Raw genomic sequence first — 23,741 nt, 5'->3', positions numbered from 1 at the left:
AGATTGGCTTGTGTAGCCCGTTTCAGAACTTTAGTTACTTAAAACAAAAAAGCGCAAAAAAAATAGGACCACTTTAACCACTCAAAGTAATCCTAATTTCTAAATTTTATTTATTTTGGTACGAATAGTAAATCGAATCAATAATCAAAGCGACAATAATTATAACTAATACTAAAAAGAATCCTACTAGAATGTCTTAATCGACACTCACAGTAGGATTCTTTTGATTTTTATAAACCTAATTCTTCTTGAGCTTTTTTTATCTGTTCATGAACTTGTTTAAAACCTGTACCGCCATAAGAATTTCTTCTTTCTACAGCAACTTCTGGTTTCAACACGTCATAAACGTCTTCTTCAATCAAAGGTGAAATTTTCTTAAAATCAGCCATCGAAATATCCTGTAAGTTTTGACCACTTTGGATACCTTTCAAAACTAATTCTCCAACGATTCCATGTGCTTGTCTAAAAGGAATCCCCTTCGTAGCCAAGTAATCGGCCAATTCAGTCGCATTTGAAAAGTCGTGCGTAGTAGCTTTGTACATGTTATCTTTTTTAACTTTAACAGTTGAAAGCATCCCGTTGAACACTCTCAAAGCTGGCAGAATAGTTTTGACAGTATCAAAAACGCCTTCTTTATCTTCTTGAAGATCCTTGTTATAAGCCAAAGGTAAAGACTTCATCGTCGAAAGTAGTCCGAACAAATGTCCAAACACTCGACCACTCTTGCCACGGATAAGTTCTGCCATATCAGGATTCTTTTTTTGAGGCATGATAGAACTTCCCGTCGTGTACTTGTCGCTTAGTTCCAAATAATTAAATTCGTAACTGACCCACATACTCAATTCTTCACAAAAACGTGATAAATGCAGCATCAAAATTGAAGCATTACTCAAAAATTCTAAAGCAAAGTCACGATCAGATACCGCATCAAGTGAATTGCCATAAACTTCGCTAAATCCTAATTCGTCAGCTGTAAATTGACGATCGATTGGGAAAGTCGTTCCGGCTAAAGCTGCAGCACCTAATGGTGAAATATCAGTGTGTTTTTGATTAAACTCAAATCTCTCCGCGTCACGCTTTAACATTGAATAATAAGCCATCAAATAGTGACCATAAGAAATTGGTTGCGCGTGTTGCAAATGAGTATATCCAGGCATGATAGTCTCGACATTTTCACTGGCTAATTTAACCAAAGTCGTTTGGATAGTTTTGATTTCTTCAATAATCTTAGGCAAACGATTCTTGACGTACAAATGAAAATCAGTTGCGACTTGATCATTTCTTGAACGTCCAGTATGCAATTTACCTGCCACGGACCCGATTCGATCAGTTAAAATACTTTCAATATTCATATGGATATCTTCGTTTTCAACCGTGAAATGAATCTTGCCTTGATGCAAGTCCTCTTGAATACCAACGAGTCCAGCAACTATTTTTGAAACGTCGTCATGATTCAAAATTCCAGTTTTTTCTAACATTTTGACGTGAGCTAAAGATCCAGTAATATCTTCGTCAGCCATTTGTTGATCAAAGCTGATTGAAGCACCGAATTCATCTACCCAACTGTCGGCTTGTTGTGAAAATCTTCCACCCCAGAGCTTTTCGGTACTCATTGGTTCACCTCAGTATGGTCAGCTTCGTTCTTCTGTTGAGCAGCTTTGGCACTAACTTGAGCAGAAACTTGTGTTGGAAGTCCCCATAGTTTGATGAATCCTTGAGCAGCTTCTTGGTCGAATGAATCGGCTGAAGTGTAAGTTGCCAAATCTTTGTCATATAGAGAGTTTGGTGATTTACGTCCTTGAACCAAAACGTTACCCTTGAACAACTTCAACTTAACTACTCCATTAACGGTCTTTTGACTTTCATGCAAGAAGGCCAACAATGAGTCCATCAATGGTGAGAACCATAGTCCGTTATAAATTGTGTCGCTCAATTCTTTTTCGATATATGGCTTGAAGTGAGCCAAATCACGTTCTAGTGTCAAATCTTCAAGTTCTTTGTGAGCCTTCAACAAGACTGCTGCTGCAGGTGTTTCGTAGACTTCACGTGACTTGATACCAACCAAACGATTTTCGATATGGTCGATTCTTCCGATACCATTTTCACCGGCAATCACGTTTAGTTCTTGAATCATGTCTGAGAACTTCATCTTTTCGCCATCTAGTGAAACAGGAACACCTTGTTCAAAGGCGATTTCGATACTAGTTGGTTCATCAGGTGTTTTTTCAATTGGATTAGTGATGTCAAAAGCATCTTCTGGTGCTTCGTTCCAAGGATCTTCCAAAACGCCACATTCATTAGCACGACCCCAAATATTGGCATCGATAGAATATGGTGAGTCCAAATCAATCGGAATTGGAATGTTGTGTTCCTTGGCAAATTCGATTTCTTCCTCACGTGACCAGTGCCAATCACGAACAGGTCCTAACACGGTCATTTCTGGAGCCAAAGCGTGGATGGCAACTTCAAAACGAACTTGATCGTTACCTTTTCCGGTACAGCCATGGGCAATGGCAACTGCATCATTTTCTTTGGCAATTTCTACTAATTTTTTACTAATAAGAGGTCGGGATAAGGCAGAGAGAAGAGGATAAATACCTTCGTAGAGGGTATGTCCTTGTAATGCTACTAATGCGTAATCGTCAGCGAATTCATCTAAAGCATCAATGGCGATTGCATCAACTGCACCAGCGTCAATCGCTTTGTTCTTGATAAACTCAAGATCTTTTCCTTCACCAACATTGATACAACATGCAATAACGTCGTATCCTTTATTTTTTAACCACGGAATGGCTACTGATGTGTCCAATCCGCCTGAATATGCTAAAACTACTTTTTTTGTCTCTGTCATAATACTGTCTCCCTTTATTAGAAAAAAATTAATTTATGAAAAAGATAGTAGCACCTTATAAATTCTTTTTCAACCATAAAATTAGAGAAAAATTAGACTATTTAATCTTTTCTAAGAAAGTTGGAGCTTCACAATGCCTATTTGATAAGCTTTTGAAAAATATTCTGAAAAAATAAAAAAATTATCGATTTTCTGCTTTTTTGTGAAATATTTCTTGCTGGACAACAGCTTTATTTAAAAAAATAAATAACATCTATTCAATCTCCTAAACTGGGAAAAATCTGAACAGATGTTATTTTTCATATCTAGCCCATCAACTTATTCAAAGCAAAACGGTAAACTCTTGGCATAGTTGTAGCTGTCAAAACCATCCCATGATCAATGATTGAATGGTAATAGCGACGTTTTGGATGAATATCGGTCGCTGCCTGATAAAATACTTTCGCCAAATCTTCTGCTGTAGCTTGAGTACCCTTGATTTTATCGAACAGACCCTCAGTTTTATCTAATAAGTTTTCATATGGAGAATCTTCTAGCAAATTCTTCCGGGCATTTTCAAAAGCAATCTTGCTCCACTCGGACTTGGTCAAACCAGGTTGAACAATTACTGAACGAATCCCAAATGGCTTTACTTCTTGGTCTAAAACATCACTCCACATATTTAAACTAGCTTTAGTCGTATAATACCAACCACCCAAAGCACTATAAATATTAGCTCCAACTGATGAAATATTAACGATTCGACCAGAATTTTGACGACGCATGACTGGCAATACTAATTGAGTGATACGATCTGCTCCAAACAAATTGACATCAAACTGACGCTTAGCATTTTCTACGGGAACTTCTTCAATAGGTCCAAATTCTCCGTACCCAGCATTGTTGATCAAAACATCAATTCTACCTTGTTGCTTAACAACGTGATCAACCAATCCTCGAACCGATAGTTTGTCAGTTACGTCGAGTTTTTGAGTATGAATTCCCATTTCTGACAAATCAGCCAAACGTTCAACACGTCGAGCACCACCGTAGACTTCAAATCCTTGATTCTTAAAATAAATAGCTGCTGCTCATCCCATTCCTGATGAGATTCCGGTAATTACCACCACTTTAGTCATACAAATATCCTCCATTATTTCAGTTAGTTATATTTTAATATATTTTGAACAAAAACATTAATTATTATGGGAGGGGAAATATGCCGTCGTCCGCGAAAGCCCTGTGATTGGCTGGAACGCTGCCGACACGATTTTGAGCTTTTGCATGGCCCCAAAGACGCAAAATCTCAAAACTCGGTCTTTCACTAGGCAATAAATTGCCAAGAGAAATTTGGCGGCTGAGCCATCACAGGGCTTTCGCTCCCGACTAGATTTCAATTTACATTTAGATAGAGTTAAACATATACTTCTTAAATAATAGTTCTATTTTTTGTAGCATCATAAAAAAGAAGATATTACTAAAACCACAGCAATATACTGCAATTCTAATAATATCTTCTATTAACTTTTTGAAGTAATTTATATAAAAATAGAAGTCACAATCTAGTCGGGAGCGAGGTACTGGAAAATGCTCAGCCGTGAAATTTTTGTTAGCAATTTATTGCTTACAAAAAGCCCAATCTTGAAGACTTTGCCCGGTTTTGGTCTTAGCAAAGGCTCCAAGTTGTGGCCACAGCGTTCCAGCGTTTTCCAGTGCCGAACGGACGACGACATTTTAAAGTCAACATCAGTTAATGATTCCACTATCTATCCCTTGACCTTTTCAGGCACAAAATCATCGACTTCGATTTTAGAATTATCTGGAACTTGATACTCTTGACCATTGTTGATGAATTCAATCCCATCACCCACAACTTCTACTTCCATCTCATCATGGGTAATCGAAACTTTGACAATACTGCCATGCCAACAGATTTGATACTTTAAACTAGACCATGCCTTAGGAAGGTGTGGATCAATCCGTAATTTACCATTAGAAATTCTCACGCCACCGAAACCTTGAACGGTCATACTCCAAATTCCACCGCAAGATGCCAGATGCATCCCTTGAACAGATTTACCAACATGGACACCCATATCAGTTTCACAAGTCCATCTGTAAAATTTGTAAGCTTGATCATCTAATCCCAATTCGTTAGCAATCATTGAGTGTGGTGGCATTGATAACGATGATTCATGAGTCGTCTTTGGTTCATAATAATTCCAATTGGCTAACTTCACATCTTTGTCAAAATAATCATCAAACAAATTGATCAACAACATCACATCAGCTTGTTTAGTAACTTGCAAATCATTAACTTGATCCAAATTATAGTCTTTAAAAATCTCACTAATTTGGTCATTTATTTGATACTTAGTCACATCAATCTTTCTCTTAGCAAGATATTTGTCATCTTGAGGAATTACCCCTTTTTCATTTGGCTGTGGCAAGTAAATCTTATTTACGTGTGAAATCCAATCATTGTAAGATTCCGCCAAATCTAACTTTTTATCCAAAGTTACATATAAATCTGGATGGTCTTCTTCCAAAATATTAACGACTTGAATAGCCTTTTGAATGCACCAATGAGCCAAATAATTCGTATAGGCGTTGTTATCTGCATGTTCCTTATATTCGTCGGGTCCAATGACATTAGTTATCTCATAGCGTTCGTGATCTTGGTCGTATTCCAAACGGCTGACCCAGAATCTTGCTGCATCCAAAATAATCTCATAGCCCATTTTCTTAGCGAAGTCACGATCATTTGTAGCATTCAAGTATTCCATCACCGCATACACGACGTCGCCAGTAATGTGTTGTTCAATAAAGCCAGACCAGACCTTCATTGGTTCACCAGTTACAATGTCAGCAGAACCCCACAATGGAGCTGTTTCACCGTCGCTTGGATTGGCAGCTTCCCAAGGAAATTCAGCGCCACGATAACCATTTCTGATTGCTTTTTTGTGAGCACCTTCCAGTCCTAGATAGCGATATTCCAAAAGATTTCTAGCAATTTTGGGCATCGTAAAAATAAAGTATGGCAACATAAAAATTTCTGTATCCCAAAATGTGTGACCTTTATAGCCTTCACCGGTTAAACCTTTGGCACCAATATTCATATTTGGAGAGTGTGGCGTATTGGCAGCTAATTGATAACGTGCAAAATTAATCGCCACTTGCGGTGTAATATCGTCAGACTGGATTTCAACGAGATTCTTCTTCCAAATATTTTTCTCCCAAGCACGTGTTGATTTTTGCAATAATTCATGATAATTGGCCCAACTAGATTTCTTTAGACAATTAACTGATGCTTCAGCCAAATCATCATCTTTAACATCCGTATCAATGCTAGTGAAAATATTGCTGTATTTCACAATTTGAAAAATTTGACCTGCAGCTAAATCGACATCGTAATTTTCAAAAATTTGGCGACGTCCCATCTTGATATAAGGCTTGTCATTTAACAAGACCTCGTTAACAAATAATTTGTGCATCGAATTGAAGACAAATTCAATCTTAGATTGTTGCGACTTTTCAGTTAATTGAATAAACTTGCCTTCATAAAATCGTTTGCTGCCTTCCATCAAATGTTGGGTGCCACTATTCGATTGCTGACCATCAATTCCTGATTTGATTTTCAAATTGATATCTTTATCGGCACTAATGGTTACTTTTGAAGCTAATAAATGATAATTGTCCATTGAAACGAAACGAGTAAATTTAAAATTGATCTGTTTATGATTGATTATCCACGTAAATTCACGCGTCAATTCACCATTTTTCATATTGAGGTATTTGTGATAGCCCTTTACTTGACCATCTTTTAAATTCAAAGTTTCCCCGTCAACTTGAAAAACCATATTTAATAAGTCCGGTAAATTAGGTAATTCTGTTACTTCGCTAGGAAAAGCATCAAACGTTCCCGACACGAACATATCACGCTTTTCATTCAATTGGGGCTCTTCCGTTACGCCTCTCATACCAACGTAACCATTGCCTTGAAACATGATTGTTTCAATCTTATTAATCATTTTAGAATTATAATCTTTAGTTCCGATATACCAACTATTATTTTTATCTGTATCTACGCAAAATTTCATTTCTCATCGTCCAATCATTCAAGATATTTTGCCTCAATACTAGTAATGTCGATAACTTGTTTAAACTTCCCTCATTTGTATTGTAGTCGATTCTAGAGTCAATGTGAAAGTATTCCTCCTAACTAAATACAAAAAACAGCCCTACACCGGTTTCGATGCTGAGCTGTTCTCACCTCATATTATATCTTCTGTTAATAACTTGATATTTATTTTTTTATATCAAGTTTTAGACTATCCCATACGAATTTAAGTCTAATTTTTTAATTTCTTCTATTATTTGCTTTAAGGTTCTTTAAGATCAAATCGCTTAACTCTTCTAAGTCAGCGCCGTATAAATCTGCTAAGACAAATAACAATTCACCATCAAGAATTTTATTCTTATCAGTCTCAATCGCGCTCAAAACTGAAGTCGATGTTGAAAAATTATAGTTCTCTCGTACAGTATCAACTACCTGTTGCAAAGTTAATTCCTTAAAGAATCTTTTAGTACGTAAATATCTTCCAATTGTCATCATATGTCAAATACAACCTATACCTTTCATATATGATATTTTAACCTAAAATATGACTTTTTCAAAAATATTTATTGAAAAATTTGTATTTTTAGTTTAACATAAGACTGTTCCTAAATTAAGGAAAAAGGCTTGAGTTGGAGATACACATTACTATGTACAATAATCAATATCTAAAGGCATTTTTCACTCTCAAAAATATTAAGCAGAGCGACATTGCCACACTCTTGGAAAAATCTACCTCTACCATTCGACGTAAGAATGATAATCTAGGTTTTACACAAAAAGAGATTTTACTCATTCATGAGAAATATGACATCCCCATTGAAGCTTTTTTCTATGACAGTTCCGATGAAAAGGATATCAAAAAATTCTTATAGAAACCTTAAAAATGCTTTTTCTTAAGAATAAAAAAATAACGTAGGTGAAAACCTGCGTTATTTTTGTTCTTATTGACTAATATTTTGTTGCAATTGACTTAAATCGCCATTATCAGACAATTTTTGATATTGTTGGTAAGCTTGATACCAATTGCCATCGCTGACTGCTTTTCTCAACGGAGTGTAATCTTCATTGGAAAAAATTTCCGCCGCAGCTTTTTGAGATTGCTCTTTAGATAAAGAAGATGAATCCTCGATCAGACTAGCTGTTTTTTTCTGATCATTAGCAGCGGACATAATTGCTGACATCTTTTTCTTACCCAAAATTGAAGCTGCACGGTCGATTTTTTCATCCCTTTGAGGATTACCGTTTTTCTTCGATTTAACTTTTTTAACTAATTCAGATTTAACGACTTTATCGCTTGCCGTATCATTACCAGTAATATTTCTGATTGCATTATTTAATGGGAAAAAGAAAACAACGCACAAAACTAGCACGACTAATATTGAGACTAGTGTGATGATCAATGGTTTTTTATTACTTTTGCGATGACGCATTTTATCACCCATTCCTTTCGCCTTGATAGTATGTCATCAAATAGCAACTAGTTGCAATTGATTTGAACATTTAAATTTAAATATCCAATATTCGAATATTTTATTATAAATATTGTTGATATAACGGACTTTATTATTTATAAACTAATCTACTTAGTTATTTTTTAATGTTTACCCTTGTAAATTAGAAAAATATTAATTATAATCAATTACAACCACTGTTGATACCATTGGTTATCTCCGCTGGGGGTAGCCAATGGAATCCATTATTCAATATCAATTAATCGTTCTCCCATATTACACACAAAAATGATTAATTGGTTATATAAACCTCAAAAAGCTGAAGCTGCTTGGATAATTCCCGATCCAAGTGGCTTCAGCTTTTTATATTTCATTTAAAAATGTTTTTAGTTTTTTATCGTCAAATTGATATCTAAAATTATCTGTCACAATTGCATTTTTGGCTATCTCTTTTACGGAAGGCAAAGATTCACTAGCACTTGAACCACCGGTTGTTGTAAAAGGAACGATTTTTTTATTTGAAAAGTCGTATTGTTCAAATAAAGTATGGAAGATCATCGGAATCTTTCCACCCCATGTCGGATATCCCAAATAAATCGTGTCATACTTATCAAAATCAGGAATATCTTCTTTGATTTCCGGATGAATATCATCTTCAAATTCCTTCATCCCAATTTTAGAATACTTGGAATATCCTTCTGGATAAGGATTCTTAGCTTCTAGACGGTAAATATCAGCTCCAGTGATTTCTTGAACCTTTTGAGCCGCTTCTTTAGTATTGTTAGAAAGTGAAAAATAGATAATTAATTTTGCCATTACGCTACCTCTTTATCATTTTCTTTCATTCTAATACCTAAAGTCGACTTTAGCTCAAGAGAATTATGCTTCTTTACGACTGATACCTAAACTTTCTTTGGCACCTAACTTCTCATCTTGAGCCAGCTTCACTACAAAGTCGGCCACACTGACAATCGATACATCTTGACTCTTATTTTCTTCGCCGTCAGCGGTAACTTCATAATTCAAATCTTGACCGTTATCAAAATTGCCCGGACGAATTATCGTATAATTCAATCCAGAATCAGCTACCATTTGTGCTGCGGCTTGATAATGCTTCAAAATGGCATCTTCAGTCAAATTACCTGAAGCACCATCGCTGACTGGTACATCGTTGTATAATCCCATTGAACTGGCAAAGAGAATTCGCTTGATACCGAGTTTCTCCATCCCATCAAGAATCCGTTGCGTTGATTGCTCCAAATTGCTATCCAAAGCTACGAAAACAACGTCGTTACCCTTCAAAGCTTCCATCAAAGGTTCATCGTCAATGACGTCCCCTTCAACTACACGTTCACGCTTTTCATCAATAGACAAAATACTAGTATTACGAGCCATCAAAGTTAAATAATCATCAGTCTTATCTAGAAAATACTTGGTGACCTTTTGACCAACTAAGCCAGTCGCACCGATTATTAGAACATTTGTCATTTAATCTACCTCCGAAATTTATTTACACTTCTATCGTACCGCTTTGAGCAAAATCCAACTCAAGTAAACAATAAATTTTCATATTTTCAGCCAAATTAATCATTTTCAAAGATTTTTCTTAATTTTTCACAAGTATGCTATCCTTAATATATAAAATATTTAGGAGATGCTAAAAAGAATGGATATTGAACAAGATCCTGCGTATCAGCAGATGATAAATGGAGAACTTTATTTAGAATCAAAACCTTTATCCGATCTACGCAACGATGTACGTACCAAATTAATGCAATACAATTTAATTGCTGACAGTGAAGAACGTAACGAAAAACTCAAGATCCTAATGAAATCAGTTGGCGATAGATTTTTCGCTGAACCTACGTTTTACTTTAGTTACGGAGTCAACATCACTATTGGTAACCATTTCTACGCTAACCACGATGTAACGCTCTGTGACGAAGGAAAAATCACTATCGGTAACGATGTCAAGTTTGGCCCTAAAGTTGGTCTCTATACGCCTAAACACCCCATGGACCCAGCAGTTAGAAGAACTGAAGCTGAAAGAGTCGCCCCAATTACGATTGGAAATGACGTTTGGGTCGGTGGTGGCGCTAGTATCTTACCAGGCGTTACCTTAGGAAATAACGTCATCGTCGGTGCAGGATCAGTTGTTACTCATTCATTTCCTGACAATGTTATCGTTGTCGGCAATCCCGCAAGAATTTTAAGAAAAAACGAACCACAAAAATAAATTACTTTGGTACAAGTTCACTGTAATTTTTATTAAACGATTTGTTAAGAATTAATAGTTGACGCTTCGTCCACAAAAAAACTCATCTTCCATTAATAGGAAAATGAGTTTTTTTAGTACTAATACAAAATAGCATTCATACCATGATAACGATTAACGTGTGGCGTATAAATTACCCGACAATGAATTTTGTTCAGCAAGGATTTAATTAACAACTTATTATGAGCAATTGAATACGACTTTCCATCACTAAAAGAGACAACCGATTTGACATCACGATTATTAATCGCAAATTCTATAATCTTTAAATCATTCAGAACCTGATTTCTCTTATGAGCTGATAATATGCTTTGCTTCATTTCTTCAATATCAGCAATTCTCTCAAAAGCATAATATTCTGATACTCTTTGCTTTAATTCAGCTTGGGATAAATTAATAACCGATTGATGAATCACACCGTTTAAATATTTTCTCTTCGCATACAACTTTAGAAAAGCATCAACTACTTCTGGCAAACCAGCAATCAAGAATTCATAACCGTACTCCAAATGAAGATTACGCAATTCTTTATCCAAATATCGATAATAAATCACTTGATTTTTTTGTTGCTGCTCTGACTTAGCACGATGTCCATGATAAAAAATAACTTCGCCAACTGAACGTGAATTCAAATTAGCACTAACATCAAAGTCATCATAATAATCATCAAAATGCGTATGCAACCCCGCTAAATTAGCTTTTTTCAAAGTCCTAACATTGTAAACCTGAATGCGATCACGACTGAGATCAATCAAATAATCTGCTTGATGAACCCTCTCCTCAGGTAGTAACAAATCTTGAATCAAGAAAGTATTACCAACGTGAGACTTCGCCGCCACCAGATGTTCCATTTCGCAAATTTCTATCATTTCGTTGTTTGCAAAGATCAAAAGGGCCGACTTAGTCTCATTCCATAATTTTCGATCAAGGACTAACGATTCTAATTGTTCAACAGCTTTATTCCACTCCCGACGTGGATATTTTTCTAAATCTTTTTTGACTTCTTTTAAGAGGTTCTTATAGGTAATCAAATTAACTTCTACCTGCGGTGTTTGAGGATAGATCGGCATAATAATGCTGATTTTAGGTTCAATATCGGATGCTAATAGCTTTAACAAATTGTCTGATAATCTCATAGTTTCACCTCACATATAAATCTTATCGTTATCATTAGTATATTATGATATTAGCATGTTACCTGATTCTTTGTCTATCATTTTATTAATAATTAAATATAATTTTTCTGTGATTATTTGAATGTCTCAAGTAAAAACTACGCAAAAAAAGGTATCTGACTCGTTATAGTCAAATACCTTTTTATTATCCTTGTGTTGGATTGTGGAAATGAGATGGTGCAGTATCTGGAAATCCGTTTAAGGTCTTCATATCCTCATCACTGATAGTAAAGTCTAACTTAGCGTTAGCAACGATATGTTCCTCATGAACGGCCTTAGGAAGTGGCAAGACACCATTTTGAATAACAAATTCGATTGCCAATTGAGGAACACTGACACCGTATTTATCAGCAATTTTCTTAACATCTGGATTATTGATCAAGCCTCCAGTTGCCAAAGGTGAATATGCCTCAACTAAAATATCATTATTTTGGGCAAATTCAGTAATCTTAGGTTCTGTGAAACCAATATAATATTGAATCTGGTCAACCATTGGTTTAATTGTTGCTGTCTTCAACACATTCTCCAAATCATGTACATTGAAGTTGGAAACACCGATTGCTTTGACACGTCCAGAATTATAAATTTCTTCCATAGCACGCCATACTTCAGTATTTTCCTTATCATAATTAGCACCAATCTTACCCCATGGCCATGGAGCGTGAACCAAATAAAGATCCAAATAATCTAAATCCAAATTCTTCATTGTAGTTTCAAAGTCAGCCAAAGCACCGTCATAAGTCTTGGTTTCGCCTGGCAACTTCGAAGTCACGAATATATCTTCACGTTTAACACCAGATTCTCGAACAGCTTGTCCGACCTCTTTTTCATTTTGGTAAGCCAAGGCTGTATCAATGTGTCTGTATCCTGTCTTGATAGCATCTGAAACTGCTTGTCTAGCTTGATTTGCAGGAATTTGCCAAGTACCAAAAGCTACCTTAGGAATTTTTACACCATTATAAATATCAAAAGTATCTGTTAATTTAGTCATAGAATGCTCCTTCCATTTTACAAGTTAAGTATATTACCTCGAGTTAACTTTAGGTCAAACATTTTAACTCAACTCATTAAAGGGAACGATTGGCTTCATTTCTGGTAATTTAGGATTGAGTTCCTTTTGTAGCCAAATAACATCTAACCAACGACCAAATTTAAAGCCTGCTTTTTGAAAGGTGCCAACTTCTCGATAACCGAGTTTCCCATGAAATTTCACACTACCGCTGTTTTCTTCAGTAACAGCTGCTAATAGATTAACAACGCCTTGTCGCTTTAGAATCGCTTCTAATCGTTGATACAGCTCTCTTCCTAAACCGTGACCTTTGTAATTGTGATCAACATAAATACTAGCTTCAACCGTCCAAGCATATGCTGCGCGCGTTCCGTACAAATGAGCATAAGCGTAACCTAGAATCTTATCATCATCATCTACGGCTACTAAATAGGGAAAATTTGTCGTAATGTCTTTGATCCGTTGTTGAAAGTCCTCGATGGTTGGAATTTCGGTTTCAAAAGTAATTGTGGTATTAGTAATATATGGTGCATAAATCGCTACTAATTCTTTAGCATCATCAATAGTAGCTTGTCTAAATCTTGTCATTTTTGTACCTTCTCGTTTCAAATTTCTAATAATTCTATATTATAGACTTTTTATTATTAATTTACTTGAGGACAACAAAAAAGGAATCAACTAATGTTGATTCCTTACGTTGTGTGGCAGCTCCCTATCCTCGCGGGTAGTTTCCCACCAACTACTTTCGGCGCGGAGAAGCTTAACTTCTGTGTTCGGCATGGGAACAGGTGTATCCTTCTCACTATCGCCACCACACTATTTTGCCTCGTACCTTCAAAACTAGATATTAATATCAATGATTTAAAACACTTCAAACTGCTGTAAACTCTTACTCGATTAAGTCCTCGATCTATTAGTACTGCTCAGCTCCATGTATCGCTACACTTCCACCCGCAGCCTATCTACGTCATATTCTCTAACGGATCTTACTTCCATAAAGGAATGGGAAATCTCATCTCGAGGGGGGCTTCACACTTAGATGCTTTCAGCGTTTATCCCTTCCATACGTAGCTACCCAGCGATGCGCCTGGCGGCACAACTGGTACACCAGAGGTATGTCCATCCCGGTCCTCTCGTACTAAGGACAGCTCCTCTCAAATTTCCTACGCCCGCGACGGATAGGGACCGAACTGTCTCACGACGTTCTGAACCCAGCTCGCGTACCGCTTTAATGGGCGAACAGCCCAACCCTTGGGACCGACTACAGCCCCAGGATGCGATGAGCCGACATCGAGGTGCCAAACCTCCCCGTCGATGTGAACTCTTGGGGGAGATAAGCCTGTTATCCCCAGGGTAGCTTTTATCCGTTGAGCGATGGCCCTTCCATATGGTACCACCGGATCACTAACTCCGACTTTCGTCCCTGCTCGACTTGTCAGTCTCGCAGTCAAGCTCGCTTTTACGTTTACACTCTGCGAATGATTTCCAACCATTCTGAGCGAACCTTTGAGCGCCTCCGTTACATTTTAGGAGGCGACCGCCCCAGTCAAACTGCCCACCAGACACTGTCCCTCATCGCGCTGAGCGATGTAGGTTAGAGCTTTCATATAACAAGGGTAGTATCCCACCAACGCCTCCTTCGAAACTAGCGTTCCGAAATCAACGGCTCCTACCTATCCTGTACATGTCACACAAAAACTCAATATCAAGCTACAGTAAAGCTCCATGGGGTCTTTCCGTCCTGTCGCGGGTAACCCGCATCTTCACGGGTATTATAATTTCACCGAGTCTCTCGTTGAGACAGTGCCCAAATCATTACGCCTTTCGTGCGGGTCGGAACTTACCCGACAAGGAATTTCGCTACCTTAGGACCGTTATAGTTACGGCCGCCGTTTACTGGGGCTTCAATTCTCAGCTTCGCAAAAGCTAACTGATCCTCTTAACCTTCCAGCACCGGGCAGGCGTCAGCCCATATACGTCATCTTACGATTTAGCATAGACCTGTGTTTTTGATAAACAGTTGTTTGGGCCTATTCACTGCGGCTGGCTGTTACACCAGCACCCCTTCTCCCGAAGTTACGGGGTCATTTTGCCGAGTTCCTTAACGAGAGTTCACTCGCTGACCTTAGGATACTCTCCTCGACTACCTGTGTCGGTTTGCGGTACGGGTAGTTTATTTCTAACTAGGAACTTTTCTTGGCAGTGTGAGTTGTTGTGCTTCGTTACTAAAATTTCACTCCCCATCACAGCTTGTCCTTAGAGATATAAGCATTTGACTCATATCAAGACTTACTGCTTGGACGCGCATATCCATCAGCGCGCACACATCATCCTCCTGCGTCCTTCCATCGTTCAAACAAAATAAACTAGTACAGGAATATCAACCTGTTATCCATCGATTACACCTCTCGGTCTCATCTTAGGCCCCGACTAACCCTGGGAGGACGAGCCTTCCCCAGGAAACCTTAGTCTTGCGGCCGACCAGATTCTCACTGGTCTTTCGTTACTCATACCGGCATTCTCACTTCTAAGAACTCCACTGCTCCTCACGGTACAGCTTCAATGCTCTTACAACGCTCTCCTACCACACATCTTACGATGCATCCACAGTTTCGGTATCATGCTTAGCCCCGGTACATTTTCGGCGCAGAATCACTCGACTAGTGAGCTATTACGCACTCTTTGAATGAATGGCTGCTTCTAAGCCAACATCCTAGTTGTCTATGCGTTTCCACATCCTTTTCCACTTAGCATGAATTTTGGGACCTTAACTGGTGATCTGGGCTGTTTCCCTTTCGACGGTGGATCTTATCACTCATCGTCTGACTCCCGGGTATAGATCAATGGTATTCGGAGTTTATCTGAATTCAGTAACCCAAGACGGGCCCCTAGTCCAAACAGTGCTCTACCTCCACGATCCTAATCCCCGAGGCTAACCCTAAAGCTATTTCGGAGAGAACCAGCTATCTCCAAGTTCGTTTGGAATTTCACCGCTACCCACAACTCATCCCAGCATTTTTCAACATACACGGGTTCGGTCCTCCAATGCGTTTTACCGCATCTTCAACCTGGTCATGGGTAGGTCACTTGGTTTCGGGTCTACATCAACATACTTAGTCGCCCTATTCAGACTCGCTTTCGCTACGGCTCCAACTTTTCATTTTAACCTTGCATGTTAACGTAACTCGCCGGTTCATTCTACAAAAGGCACGCCATCATCCATAAACGGACTCTGACTACTTGTAGGCACACGGTTTCAGGATCTATTTCACTCCCCTTCCGGGGTACTTTTCACCTTTCCCTCACGGTACTGGTTCACTATCGGTCACTAGGGAGTATTTAGCCTTGGGAGATGGTCCTCCCGGATTCCGACGGAGTTTCTCGTGTTCCGCCGTACTCAGGATACTGAATGGAGTGGGTCAGATTTCGTTTACGAGGCTTTCACTCTCTTTGGCCAAGCTTTCCAACTTGTTCAACTATCGTTACCTTTTGTTCTCACAACATCAGTCCTACAACCCTATGAAGCAAGCTTCATAGTTTGGGCTATTCCCGTTTCGCTCGCCGCTACTCAGGGAATCGAATTTTCTTTCTCTTCCTGCAACTACTTAGATGTTTCAGTTCATTGCGTGTTCCTCTTGATTGCTATGTATTCACAAACAAGTAAATATCCATTACGATATTTGGGTTCCCCCATTCGGAAATCCCCGGATCAAAGCTTACTTACAGCTCCCCGAGGCGTATCGTCGTTAGTTACGTCCTTCATCGGCTCCTAGTGCCTAGGCATCCACCGTGCGCCCTTTATAACTTAATCTTGACAAAATATGGAAATACATCCACTTTTATCGCGCAGTTTTCGGTGTTTCTTTAAATCATTAATTCTTAATATCCAGTTTTCAAGGTACGAGTATGACATCTCTGTCAATGGAGGTTAACGGGATCGAACCGATGACCTCCTGCTTGCAAAGCAGGTGCTCTCCCAGCTGAGCTAAACCCCCATGGTACTATTAAAATTTCTGAGAATGGGCCTAAATGGACTTGAACCATCGACCTCACGCTTATCAGGCGTGCGCTCTAAACCAGCTGAGCTATAGGCCCGAAATGCGCCCGGTAGGCCTCTCAAAACTAAACAAAGTTTTAACGTTGTGTATTTCCGTTGGTGCTAAAGCACCATATCCTTAGAAAGGAGGTGATCCAGCCGCAGGTTCTCCTACGGCTACCTTGTTACGACTTCACCCTAATCATTTGTCCCACCTTAGGCGGCTAGTTCCCCGAAGGGTTACCCCACCGACTTTGGGTGTTACAAACTCTCATGGTGTGACGGGCGGTGTGTACAAGGCCCGGGAACGTATTCACCGCGGCATGCTGATCCGCGATTACTAGCGATTCCAGCTTCATGCAGGCGAGTTGCAGCCTGCAATCCGAACTGAGATCGGTTTTAAGTGATTTGCTTGCCCTCGCGAGTTCGCAACACGTTGTACCGACCATTGTAGCACGTGTGTAGCCCAGGTCATAAGGGGCATGATGATTTGACGTCGTCCCCACCTTCCTCCGGTTTGTCACCGGCAGTCTCACCAGAGTGCCCAACTGAATGCTGGCAACTGATAATAAGGGTTGCGCTCGTTGCGGGACTTAACCCAACATCTCACGACACGAGCTGACGACAACCATGCACCACCTGTATCCATGTCCCCGAAGGGAAAGACTAATCTCTTAGTTTGTCATGGTATGTCAAGACCTGGTAAGGTTCTTCGCGTTGCTTCGAATTAAACCACATGCTCCACCGCTTGTGCGGGCCCCCGTCAATTCCTTTGAGTTTCAATCTTGCGATCGTACTCCCCAGGCGGAGTGCTTAATGCGTTAGCTGCAGCACTGAAGGGCGGAAACCCTCCAACACTTAGCACTCATCGTTTACGGCATGGACTACCAGGGTATCTAATCCTGTTTGCTACCCATGCTTTCGAATCTCAGCGTCAGTTACAGACCAGAAAGCCGCCTTCGCCACTGGTGTTCTTCCATATATCTACGCATTCCACCGCTACACATGGAGTTCCACTTTCCTCTTCTGCACTCAAGTTTACCAGTTTTCGAAGCACTTCCTCGGTTGAGCCGAGGGCTTTCACTTCAAACTTAATAAACCGCCTACATTCTCTTTACGCCCAATAAATCCGGACAACGCTTGCCACCTACGTATTACCGCGGCTGCTGGCACGTAGTTAGCCGTGGCTTTCTGGTTGAATACCGTCAGTACGTGAACAGTTACTCTCACGCATGTTCTTCTTCAACAACAGAGTTTTACGATCCGAAAACCTTCTTCACTCACGCGGCATTGCTCCATCAGGCTTTCGCCCATTGTGGAAGATTCCCTACTGCTGCCTCCCGTAGGAGTTTGGGCCGTGTCTCAGTCCCAATGTGGCCGATTACCCTCTCAGGTCGGCTACGTATCATTGCCTTGGTGAGCTATTACCTCACCAACTAGCTAATACGCCGCGGGTCCATCCAAAAGCGATAGCAGAGCCATCTTTCAAGCTACGATCATGTGAAAGTAGTTGTTATGCGGTATTAGCACTTGTTTCCAAATGTTATCCCCCACTTTTGGGCAGGTTACCCACGTGTTACTCACCCGTCCGCCACTCACCAAGGTCTGAATCATGAAGCAAGCTTCAATCTTCAGGATGGTTCGTTCGACTTGCATGTATTAGGCATGCCGCCAGCGTTCGTCCTGAGCCAGGATCAAACTCTCATATTAAAAGTTTGTGACTCATAAAAAATTATACTAGCGAATTGACTTCGTTGTAAATCCAACAAATAAATGTTGGCCTACACAATTTAGTGTTAAAACTTTGTTCAGTTTTCAAAGGTCTACCAGCTGATTAAGCGCTTACGCTCATCAGCGACTTAATTATTTTATCAAGCTGACAATTTAATGTCAAGAACTTTTTAAAATAATTTTTCTAACAAATCATCAAGTAAATGACAATTTGTTAGGTGATGTCTAACAGACAACTTAATTATCTTATCGAAGATACAAGAGCAAGTCAAGCACTTTTTTAAAATAATTTTTGACGTCTTGGATAAGCTGTAAGGCTTGAATCCGTTGACGTCATTGCCTCTGTCGTGACAACAGGTAATATCTTACCGTTAATAATAAGTCGTTGCAAGTACTTTTTATTATTTTTTTCAATTTCTTTTGCAAAATTGACTAATTGAATAGTTTCTTCCTAATTAGTTACCAAATAACAAATTATTTTAAAAATCTACAACATGACTTTATTGACTAATACTATATCACGATTTCAGACAAATGAAACCCCTTTTATAAAAAAAGACAGCCGCTAGTTTATAAACTAACGACCGTCTTTCAATTAAAAGAAGCTCTTACTTACGACAATAGCGAAGATCAATAAAATTACTGATGACGATAGTGCGGCTAATACAGCATTCTTACCACTACTGATAAAGGCTTTAAAATTAACGCTCATTCCTAAAGCAGCCATGGCCATCCCTAATACAATATAAGCCAACTTAACTAGAGCATTTAAAACACTAGCTGGCATGGGAATAAATGTTCCAATCACACTAGCTAATAAGAAGCCAGCCATAAACCAAGGGATAGGCAGTTTACCTTTAGCTCCATCCGTAACTTGTTCTTGCTTTTGATACCAAATACCTATTACTAAAGCAGCCGGAGCTAATAATAAAACTCGTGATAGTTTAGTAATAATAGCGGCACTTAAACTGACTGATCCGCCAGCACCACCCGTAGCAATAGCATGGGCAATTTCGTGAAGTGAACCACCAGCCATTACTCCAAATTGAGTTGGTGACATATGTAATAGTGGCTTAATAGCAATTTCAATCAAAGTAAAGACCGTTCCTAAGATTGCGACGATTGCGACAGCTAATACCTCATCATTGTGCTTAGCCTCTTCTTCATCTTTTGAAACTTTGATTTGTGGCGAGATACCCATAACTGCGGCTGCCCCACAAATTCCTGTTCCACTAGCAGTCAAAATCGCCAATCTTTTACTGACACCGAACTTTCGGGCAATGTTATAAGTCAAGAAGATCACTCCGCTGACAATGAACATCGCAAACAGAATGGTTTTAACCCCAGCATGAGCTAAGTCAATCAAATTCAATTTGAATCCTAATAAAATAATTCCTAAACGTAAAAATTTATTGGAAATAAAACCAATACCCACTTTAGACTTTTGTACCAATGGTTGATTGATCTGAAACATCATTCCTAAAATCAGCGAAATAACCAAAGCACCAATAATCGTTAAATATGGTAATCCTCCTAATAGAGTTCCCACAATTGAGCAGAGAAGCGTTATCCCAAATGCATATAGGAAACTTCTCTCAAAAAATTTTGCATACATACTTAATTCCTCCGTGACTAAGATGATAATATATAATCATCATAAGTAGAAATTAGTATTTATTTGATATCCATAAGTACTGCTTATAAGGAGAACAACTATGTTAGATCGACGTTATCAAACACTCATTGCTTTAGCAAAATATCACTCATTCACCAAAACTGCCCAAAAACTCTATATAACTCAACCGGCAGTATCCCAACAAATCGCATCATTGGAAGAAGAACTAGACTTTGCTCTAGTCATCAGAGATCATGGCAAAATTCATCTAACTCCTGCTGGCGAGAAATTGGCACAGTTTGCTACTCAAATTGAATTCGAAGGAACTAAAGTAATCGATAGTCTACGCAACAATGTGGAACATCTAAAAATGGGTTGTACCCTATCACTCAGTTCCACTATCCTACCCAAATTTGTTCAGCAACTGTCTACTAGAACTAATATTGTCACGACAAAAATTAACAATACCCAACACATCTTACAAAACATTCGTGATGGAAAAGTTGACTTTGGATTAATCGAAGGTAATTTCAATAAGAAAGAATTTGATGCCTTCCTATTGCAAAAAGAACATTTCATTGGCGTTGGTCATAATAAATATCGGTGTGACTCAATCGAGAACTTATTTAATCAACCACTATTACTGCGAGAAAAGGGCTCTGGTAGTCGTGAAATTTTTGAAAATTGGTTAGCAACCCAAAACTACAATATTAATGATTTTAAAAATACTATTGAAATAGCCAGTCCTTCTGCCATCATTGAATACCTTAAGCAAAACGACGGTATCAGTTTTATGTATGAATCTTTAGTCGTGAACGAATTAAAAACCGAACAATTAAAAAAACTAGATCTAACAGGATTCCACGTGGAACATCCCATCAATCTAGTTTTTCTCAAAAATTCTTATTTCAAAAATATCTATCAAGAAATAGTTGAATCAGTTTAGTCTGAGATTTCAATACTTTCCATTACGATATCATCGTTAGGCTTGTCATTGCTATTACGTTTAGCACGGGCAATATCACGAACGACATCCATACCGTCAATAACTTGACCAAATACAGTGTGACGGTGATCCAACCAAGGAGTTCCACCATTCTTGTAAGCAGCAATGATCTCTTCTGGATAACCAGCTGAAGCCATTTCCTTGATCATGCGTTTTGGCATATTTTGGTTAGAAACGATGAAGAATTGACTACCATTAGTGTTAGGACCAGCATTTGCCATTGATAAAGCACCGTCTAAATTGAAAAGTTGGTCAGTAAATTCATCCTCAAAACTGTCGCCATAGATGCTTTCACCACCCATACCAGTTCCAGTTGGATCTCCTCCTTGAATCATGAAATCAGGAATAACACGATGGAAGATAACACCATTGTAGTAACCCTTCTTAGCTAGTTCGATAAAGTTCTTCACAGTCTTAGGGACCAATTCATCGAAAAGTTGGATTTTGATAGCTCCATGGTTAGTATTGATAGTTGCGACACTGCCAGAAGCGTTGGCTAAATCTAATTGTGGATATGACATTTTAAAGTTCCCTTCTATATATAAGTAAATTTACTTTACCACAATTAACCAATAAGCCAAATCAAAGAAGATTCTCTTTTTTAGTCAATGTACTAGTTTATAACGAGGAAATAGATAAAATTTTACATTATTAATTTCGTTTGAAACGTTGAACTAGATAAATTACTCCATCAATCAAACCAACCAATAAGAATAAATAGCCAATCGGTACTAAGAAAAATGGCTCTTGCAAATAACCATTACTATCGACAGTACTACCAATCAACCTAAACAATAGGAAACTAATAATACCTGCGAATATCATTGATAAACTGAAATACAAATTCCACTTAGCTCTCTTCATCTCACTACCATCCTTCACTAATTTATTCGTCATGGTAGGATCACCGAGTATCAAATTATCCAACGAGATATTAAAAATCCTGGCAATCAAAACTACCATTTCTAAATCGGGTAAATTACGATTATTTTCCCAACTCGAAATCGTTTGTCGGGAAACATTCAATTTCTGTGCGACTTGTCCCTGAGTCAATCCTCGACTAGTTCGTAACTTCTTCATCTGTGCTCCAAAATCCATGAATTCAGCTCCTTTAACCTTAGTTATACGTGAACTCTTGTAAAAACTAAAGCTAGAGTTACAAGCATCCTTGATTTAATAGGATTTTCAAGCCAATTTTCCATTCAGTACATAACACTGTAAATCACGTTCTTTATATGCTATGTTATATACCCATTCCATTTGAGGAGATTTTAAATTTGGTTACAGAAAACATTCAAGATTACACTTTAGGACAAAACGAGCCTACTTTAGACATTACCGTGACTGGAAATAGTGAAATTGACTATTCACACGATGACTTAAAAATCGCCGCTGCTATTAAATTGATTGAATCGTGCGACAACTTGAACTTCACTTTAATGACTGGCGAACATGAACTATACAAAAAACTATCCGATAAATTATATGTAGCAACAGAAGACTTCGTTCCCAAAAGCTACTTACAATAATTAGAGTCAGAGAAGACCGTTTCTCTGGCTTTTTCTTTTGTGATAGTATTATTTGAGTAATTATTCAGAAAGGACTAACTAATTTGGACTCTTCACTTAACCTCAACACCCTAATCAAAAAACTCTTTCTCAAAGTCGATTGGGAATCAGTTTTACAACACGTCGTTTCAGTTGTTTTTCAGTTGGTACTACTATCTATTGTTTTACTGCTGATCAATTGGATCGGTAAAAAAATCATTCGTCATATTTTTAAAACCGGACTTAGAGGTACTAAACGGTCGATTTCACCTAAAAAACTCGATACTATTTATACCTTAGTCCTCAATATCTTCAAATATATTCTGATGTTCTTTTGGATCTACGCCATTCTTTCAGCCATTGGTATTCCTGTTGGTACATTGATTGCTGGGGCCGGAATCTTCAGTTTGGCAATTGGTCTTGGTGCACAAGGATTCGTTTCCGATATGGTCAATGGTTTCTTCATCTTATTGGAACAACAAATCAGTGTCGGCGATTTGATTCAAGTCAATAACATCGAAGGAGAAGTTACTTACGTTGGTATTAGAACAACTCAAGTCAAAAGTTTCGATGGAACTTTGAACTACATCCCTAATCGCAATATCACCATCGTCAGCAATTTATCGCGTAATAATATGCGGGCTCTAATGGAAATTCCCGTTGCCAGCGACTCTCCTTTTGAAAAAATTACGCAAACTATCGATGAAGTTAATAACAATTTGAATTTAAAAGAACTTCAAATCACCCAAAAGCCTTATATCTTTGGTTTTTCAAATTTAAATGATGGCACTTTATCAATTCAAGTTGCCTGTTATACCACCCCTGGTGCTCAATACAATGCCAGAAATGTATTATTAAAGAAATATTTGAACGCATTAAAAGATGCTGGGATTAATTTACCTAAGTAAAAAAACTATCAAAAAAATGACAAAAATCATATTTTTGG

19 protein-coding genes, 2 tRNA genes and 3 rRNA genes are annotated in these 23,741 nt (G+C 38.4%); 5 read left to right on the top strand and 19 right to left on the bottom strand.

The window, feature by feature from the left end; all coding sequences use genetic code 11:
• Nucleotides 1-230: 230 nt before the first annotated feature.
• The 5 genes from argH to LF20184_RS01570 form a co-directional block, all read right to left on the bottom strand.
• The gene (argH, locus tag LF20184_RS01590; RefSeq protein WP_010021138.1) at nucleotides 231-1,613 is read right to left on the bottom strand and encodes an argininosuccinate lyase; all 1,383 of its coding nucleotides are present in this window, start codon (nucleotides 1,611-1,613) and stop codon (nucleotides 231-233) included.
• A complete protein-coding gene (locus tag LF20184_RS01585) occupies nucleotides 1,610-2,851 on the bottom strand; it encodes an argininosuccinate synthase (protein WP_010021139.1) in 1,242 nt (413 codons plus the stop codon). The genes argH and LF20184_RS01585 overlap by 4 nt, the downstream gene beginning before the upstream one ends.
• 305 nt (nucleotides 2,852-3,156) lie before the next feature.
• Nucleotides 3,157-3,912, bottom strand: a complete 756-nt coding sequence (locus LF20184_RS01580; protein WP_235699493.1) for an SDR family NAD(P)-dependent oxidoreductase — start codon at nucleotides 3,910-3,912, stop codon at nucleotides 3,157-3,159.
• A 684-nt stretch (nucleotides 3,913-4,596) separates the two neighbouring features.
• A complete protein-coding gene (locus tag LF20184_RS01575; protein ID WP_010021144.1) occupies nucleotides 4,597-6,930 on the bottom strand; it encodes a glycoside hydrolase family 65 protein in 2,334 nt (777 codons plus the stop codon).
• 260 nt (nucleotides 6,931-7,190) lie between these two features.
• Nucleotides 7,191-7,442, bottom strand: a complete 252-nt coding sequence (locus tag LF20184_RS01570) for a RodZ family helix-turn-helix domain-containing protein (RefSeq protein ID WP_157769877.1) — start codon at nucleotides 7,440-7,442, stop codon at nucleotides 7,191-7,193.
• 155 nt (nucleotides 7,443-7,597) lie between these two features.
• Here LF20184_RS01570 and LF20184_RS01565 point away from each other — a divergent pair, with 155 nt between their 5' ends.
• Entirely contained in the window at nucleotides 7,598-7,822 is a 225-nt protein-coding gene (locus tag LF20184_RS01565) for a hypothetical protein (protein WP_010021147.1), read from the top strand.
• Nucleotides 7,823-7,891: 69 nt separating this feature from the next.
• Here the strand turns inward: LF20184_RS01565 and LF20184_RS01560 are convergent, their stop codons facing one another.
• The 3 genes from LF20184_RS01560 to LF20184_RS01550 all read right to left on the bottom strand — a co-directional run bounded on the left by LF20184_RS01560 (nucleotide 7,892) and on the right by LF20184_RS01550 (nucleotide 9,889).
• Nucleotides 7,892-8,392 carry a hypothetical protein gene (locus LF20184_RS01560; RefSeq protein ID WP_010021148.1) on the bottom strand — a complete coding sequence of 167 codons (501 nt, stop codon included), beginning with the start codon at nucleotides 8,390-8,392 and terminating at the stop codon, nucleotides 7,892-7,894.
• 372 nt (nucleotides 8,393-8,764) lie between these two features.
• On the bottom strand, nucleotides 8,765-9,217 hold the full coding sequence (locus tag LF20184_RS01555; protein WP_010021149.1) for a flavodoxin: 453 nt from the start codon (nucleotides 9,215-9,217) through the stop codon (nucleotides 8,765-8,767).
• Nucleotides 9,218-9,280: 63 nt separating this feature from the next.
• Entirely contained in the window at nucleotides 9,281-9,889 is a 609-nt protein-coding gene (locus LF20184_RS01550) for an NAD(P)H-binding protein (protein WP_010021151.1), read from the bottom strand.
• Between the two features lie 178 nt (nucleotides 9,890-10,067).
• On the opposite strand from LF20184_RS01550, the gene LF20184_RS01545 reads away from it, so the two are divergent.
• Complete coding sequence (locus tag LF20184_RS01545) at nucleotides 10,068-10,637, top strand: sugar O-acetyltransferase (protein WP_010021152.1); 570 nt, start codon at nucleotides 10,068-10,070, stop codon at nucleotides 10,635-10,637.
• Between the two features lie 119 nt (nucleotides 10,638-10,756).
• Here the strand turns inward: LF20184_RS01545 and LF20184_RS01540 are convergent, their stop codons facing one another.
• From LF20184_RS01540 to LF20184_RS01500, 9 genes are all read right to left on the bottom strand, one after another.
• Nucleotides 10,757-11,812, bottom strand: a complete 1,056-nt coding sequence (locus LF20184_RS01540; RefSeq protein ID WP_010021153.1) for a baeRF8 domain-containing protein — start codon at nucleotides 11,810-11,812, stop codon at nucleotides 10,757-10,759.
• A 184-nt stretch (nucleotides 11,813-11,996) separates the two neighbouring features.
• Nucleotides 11,997-12,842, bottom strand: coding sequence for an aldo/keto reductase (locus LF20184_RS01535; protein WP_010021155.1), 846 nt, complete (start codon nucleotides 12,840-12,842; stop codon nucleotides 11,997-11,999).
• Between the two features lie 63 nt (nucleotides 12,843-12,905).
• Nucleotides 12,906-13,448, bottom strand: a complete 543-nt coding sequence (locus tag LF20184_RS01530; RefSeq protein ID WP_010021157.1) for a GNAT family N-acetyltransferase — start codon at nucleotides 13,446-13,448, stop codon at nucleotides 12,906-12,908.
• A gap of 111 nt (nucleotides 13,449-13,559) precedes the next feature.
• A 5S ribosomal RNA gene (gene rrf / locus LF20184_RS01525) occupies nucleotides 13,560-13,676 on the bottom strand.
• A gap of 77 nt (nucleotides 13,677-13,753) precedes the next feature.
• A 23S ribosomal RNA gene (locus tag LF20184_RS01520) occupies nucleotides 13,754-16,671 on the bottom strand.
• Nucleotides 16,672-16,782: 111 nt separating this feature from the next.
• A tRNA-Ala gene (locus tag LF20184_RS01515) sits at nucleotides 16,783-16,855 on the bottom strand.
• A 25-nt stretch (nucleotides 16,856-16,880) separates the two neighbouring features.
• Nucleotides 16,881-16,955, bottom strand: a tRNA-Ile gene (locus tag LF20184_RS01510).
• An 84-nt stretch (nucleotides 16,956-17,039) separates the two neighbouring features.
• Nucleotides 17,040-18,606, bottom strand: a 16S ribosomal RNA gene (locus tag LF20184_RS01505).
• The 16S, 23S and 5S rRNA genes sit together here with 2 tRNA genes alongside, the layout of an rRNA operon.
• A gap of 616 nt (nucleotides 18,607-19,222) precedes the next feature.
• Nucleotides 19,223-20,242, bottom strand: coding sequence for a YeiH family protein (locus LF20184_RS01500; protein WP_010018792.1), 1,020 nt, complete (start codon nucleotides 20,240-20,242; stop codon nucleotides 19,223-19,225).
• A 100-nt stretch (nucleotides 20,243-20,342) separates the two neighbouring features.
• Between LF20184_RS01500 and LF20184_RS01495 the strand changes: the two genes are divergently transcribed.
• The gene (locus LF20184_RS01495; RefSeq protein WP_010018794.1) at nucleotides 20,343-21,188 is read left to right on the top strand and encodes a LysR substrate-binding domain-containing protein; all 846 of its coding nucleotides are present in this window, start codon (nucleotides 20,343-20,345) and stop codon (nucleotides 21,186-21,188) included.
• On the opposite strand, the gene LF20184_RS01490 is transcribed toward LF20184_RS01495, so the two are convergent.
• Both LF20184_RS01490 and LF20184_RS01485 read right to left on the bottom strand, forming a co-directional pair.
• Nucleotides 21,185-21,769 carry a peptidylprolyl isomerase gene (locus tag LF20184_RS01490; RefSeq protein ID WP_010018795.1) on the bottom strand — a complete coding sequence of 195 codons (585 nt, stop codon included), beginning with the start codon at nucleotides 21,767-21,769 and terminating at the stop codon, nucleotides 21,185-21,187. The genes LF20184_RS01495 and LF20184_RS01490 overlap by 4 nt on opposite strands.
• A gap of 130 nt (nucleotides 21,770-21,899) precedes the next feature.
• Entirely contained in the window at nucleotides 21,900-22,346 is a 447-nt protein-coding gene (locus LF20184_RS01485) for a DUF3955 domain-containing protein (RefSeq protein WP_010018796.1), read from the bottom strand.
• Nucleotides 22,347-22,525: 179 nt separating this feature from the next.
• Here LF20184_RS01485 and LF20184_RS01480 point away from each other — a divergent pair, with 179 nt between their 5' ends.
• Together LF20184_RS01480 and LF20184_RS01475 are read left to right on the top strand one after the other, a co-directional pair.
• Complete coding sequence (locus tag LF20184_RS01480; protein ID WP_010018797.1) at nucleotides 22,526-22,777, top strand: hypothetical protein; 252 nt, start codon at nucleotides 22,526-22,528, stop codon at nucleotides 22,775-22,777.
• Nucleotides 22,778-22,860: 83 nt separating this feature from the next.
• Nucleotides 22,861-23,703 (top strand): mechanosensitive ion channel family protein, encoded by an 843-nt coding sequence (locus LF20184_RS01475; RefSeq protein WP_010018798.1) that lies wholly within the window; start codon nucleotides 22,861-22,863, stop codon nucleotides 23,701-23,703.
• The last annotated feature ends 38 nt before the right edge of the window (nucleotides 23,704-23,741 follow it).

The sequence above is a fragment of the Companilactobacillus farciminis KCTC 3681 = DSM 20184 genome, from assembly GCF_002706745.1.
GTDB lineage: Bacteria > Bacillota > Bacilli > Lactobacillales > Lactobacillaceae > Companilactobacillus > Companilactobacillus farciminis.
Note: the sequence above shows the minus strand (reverse complement) of the source record. Positions and strands in the feature narration are given on the sequence as shown.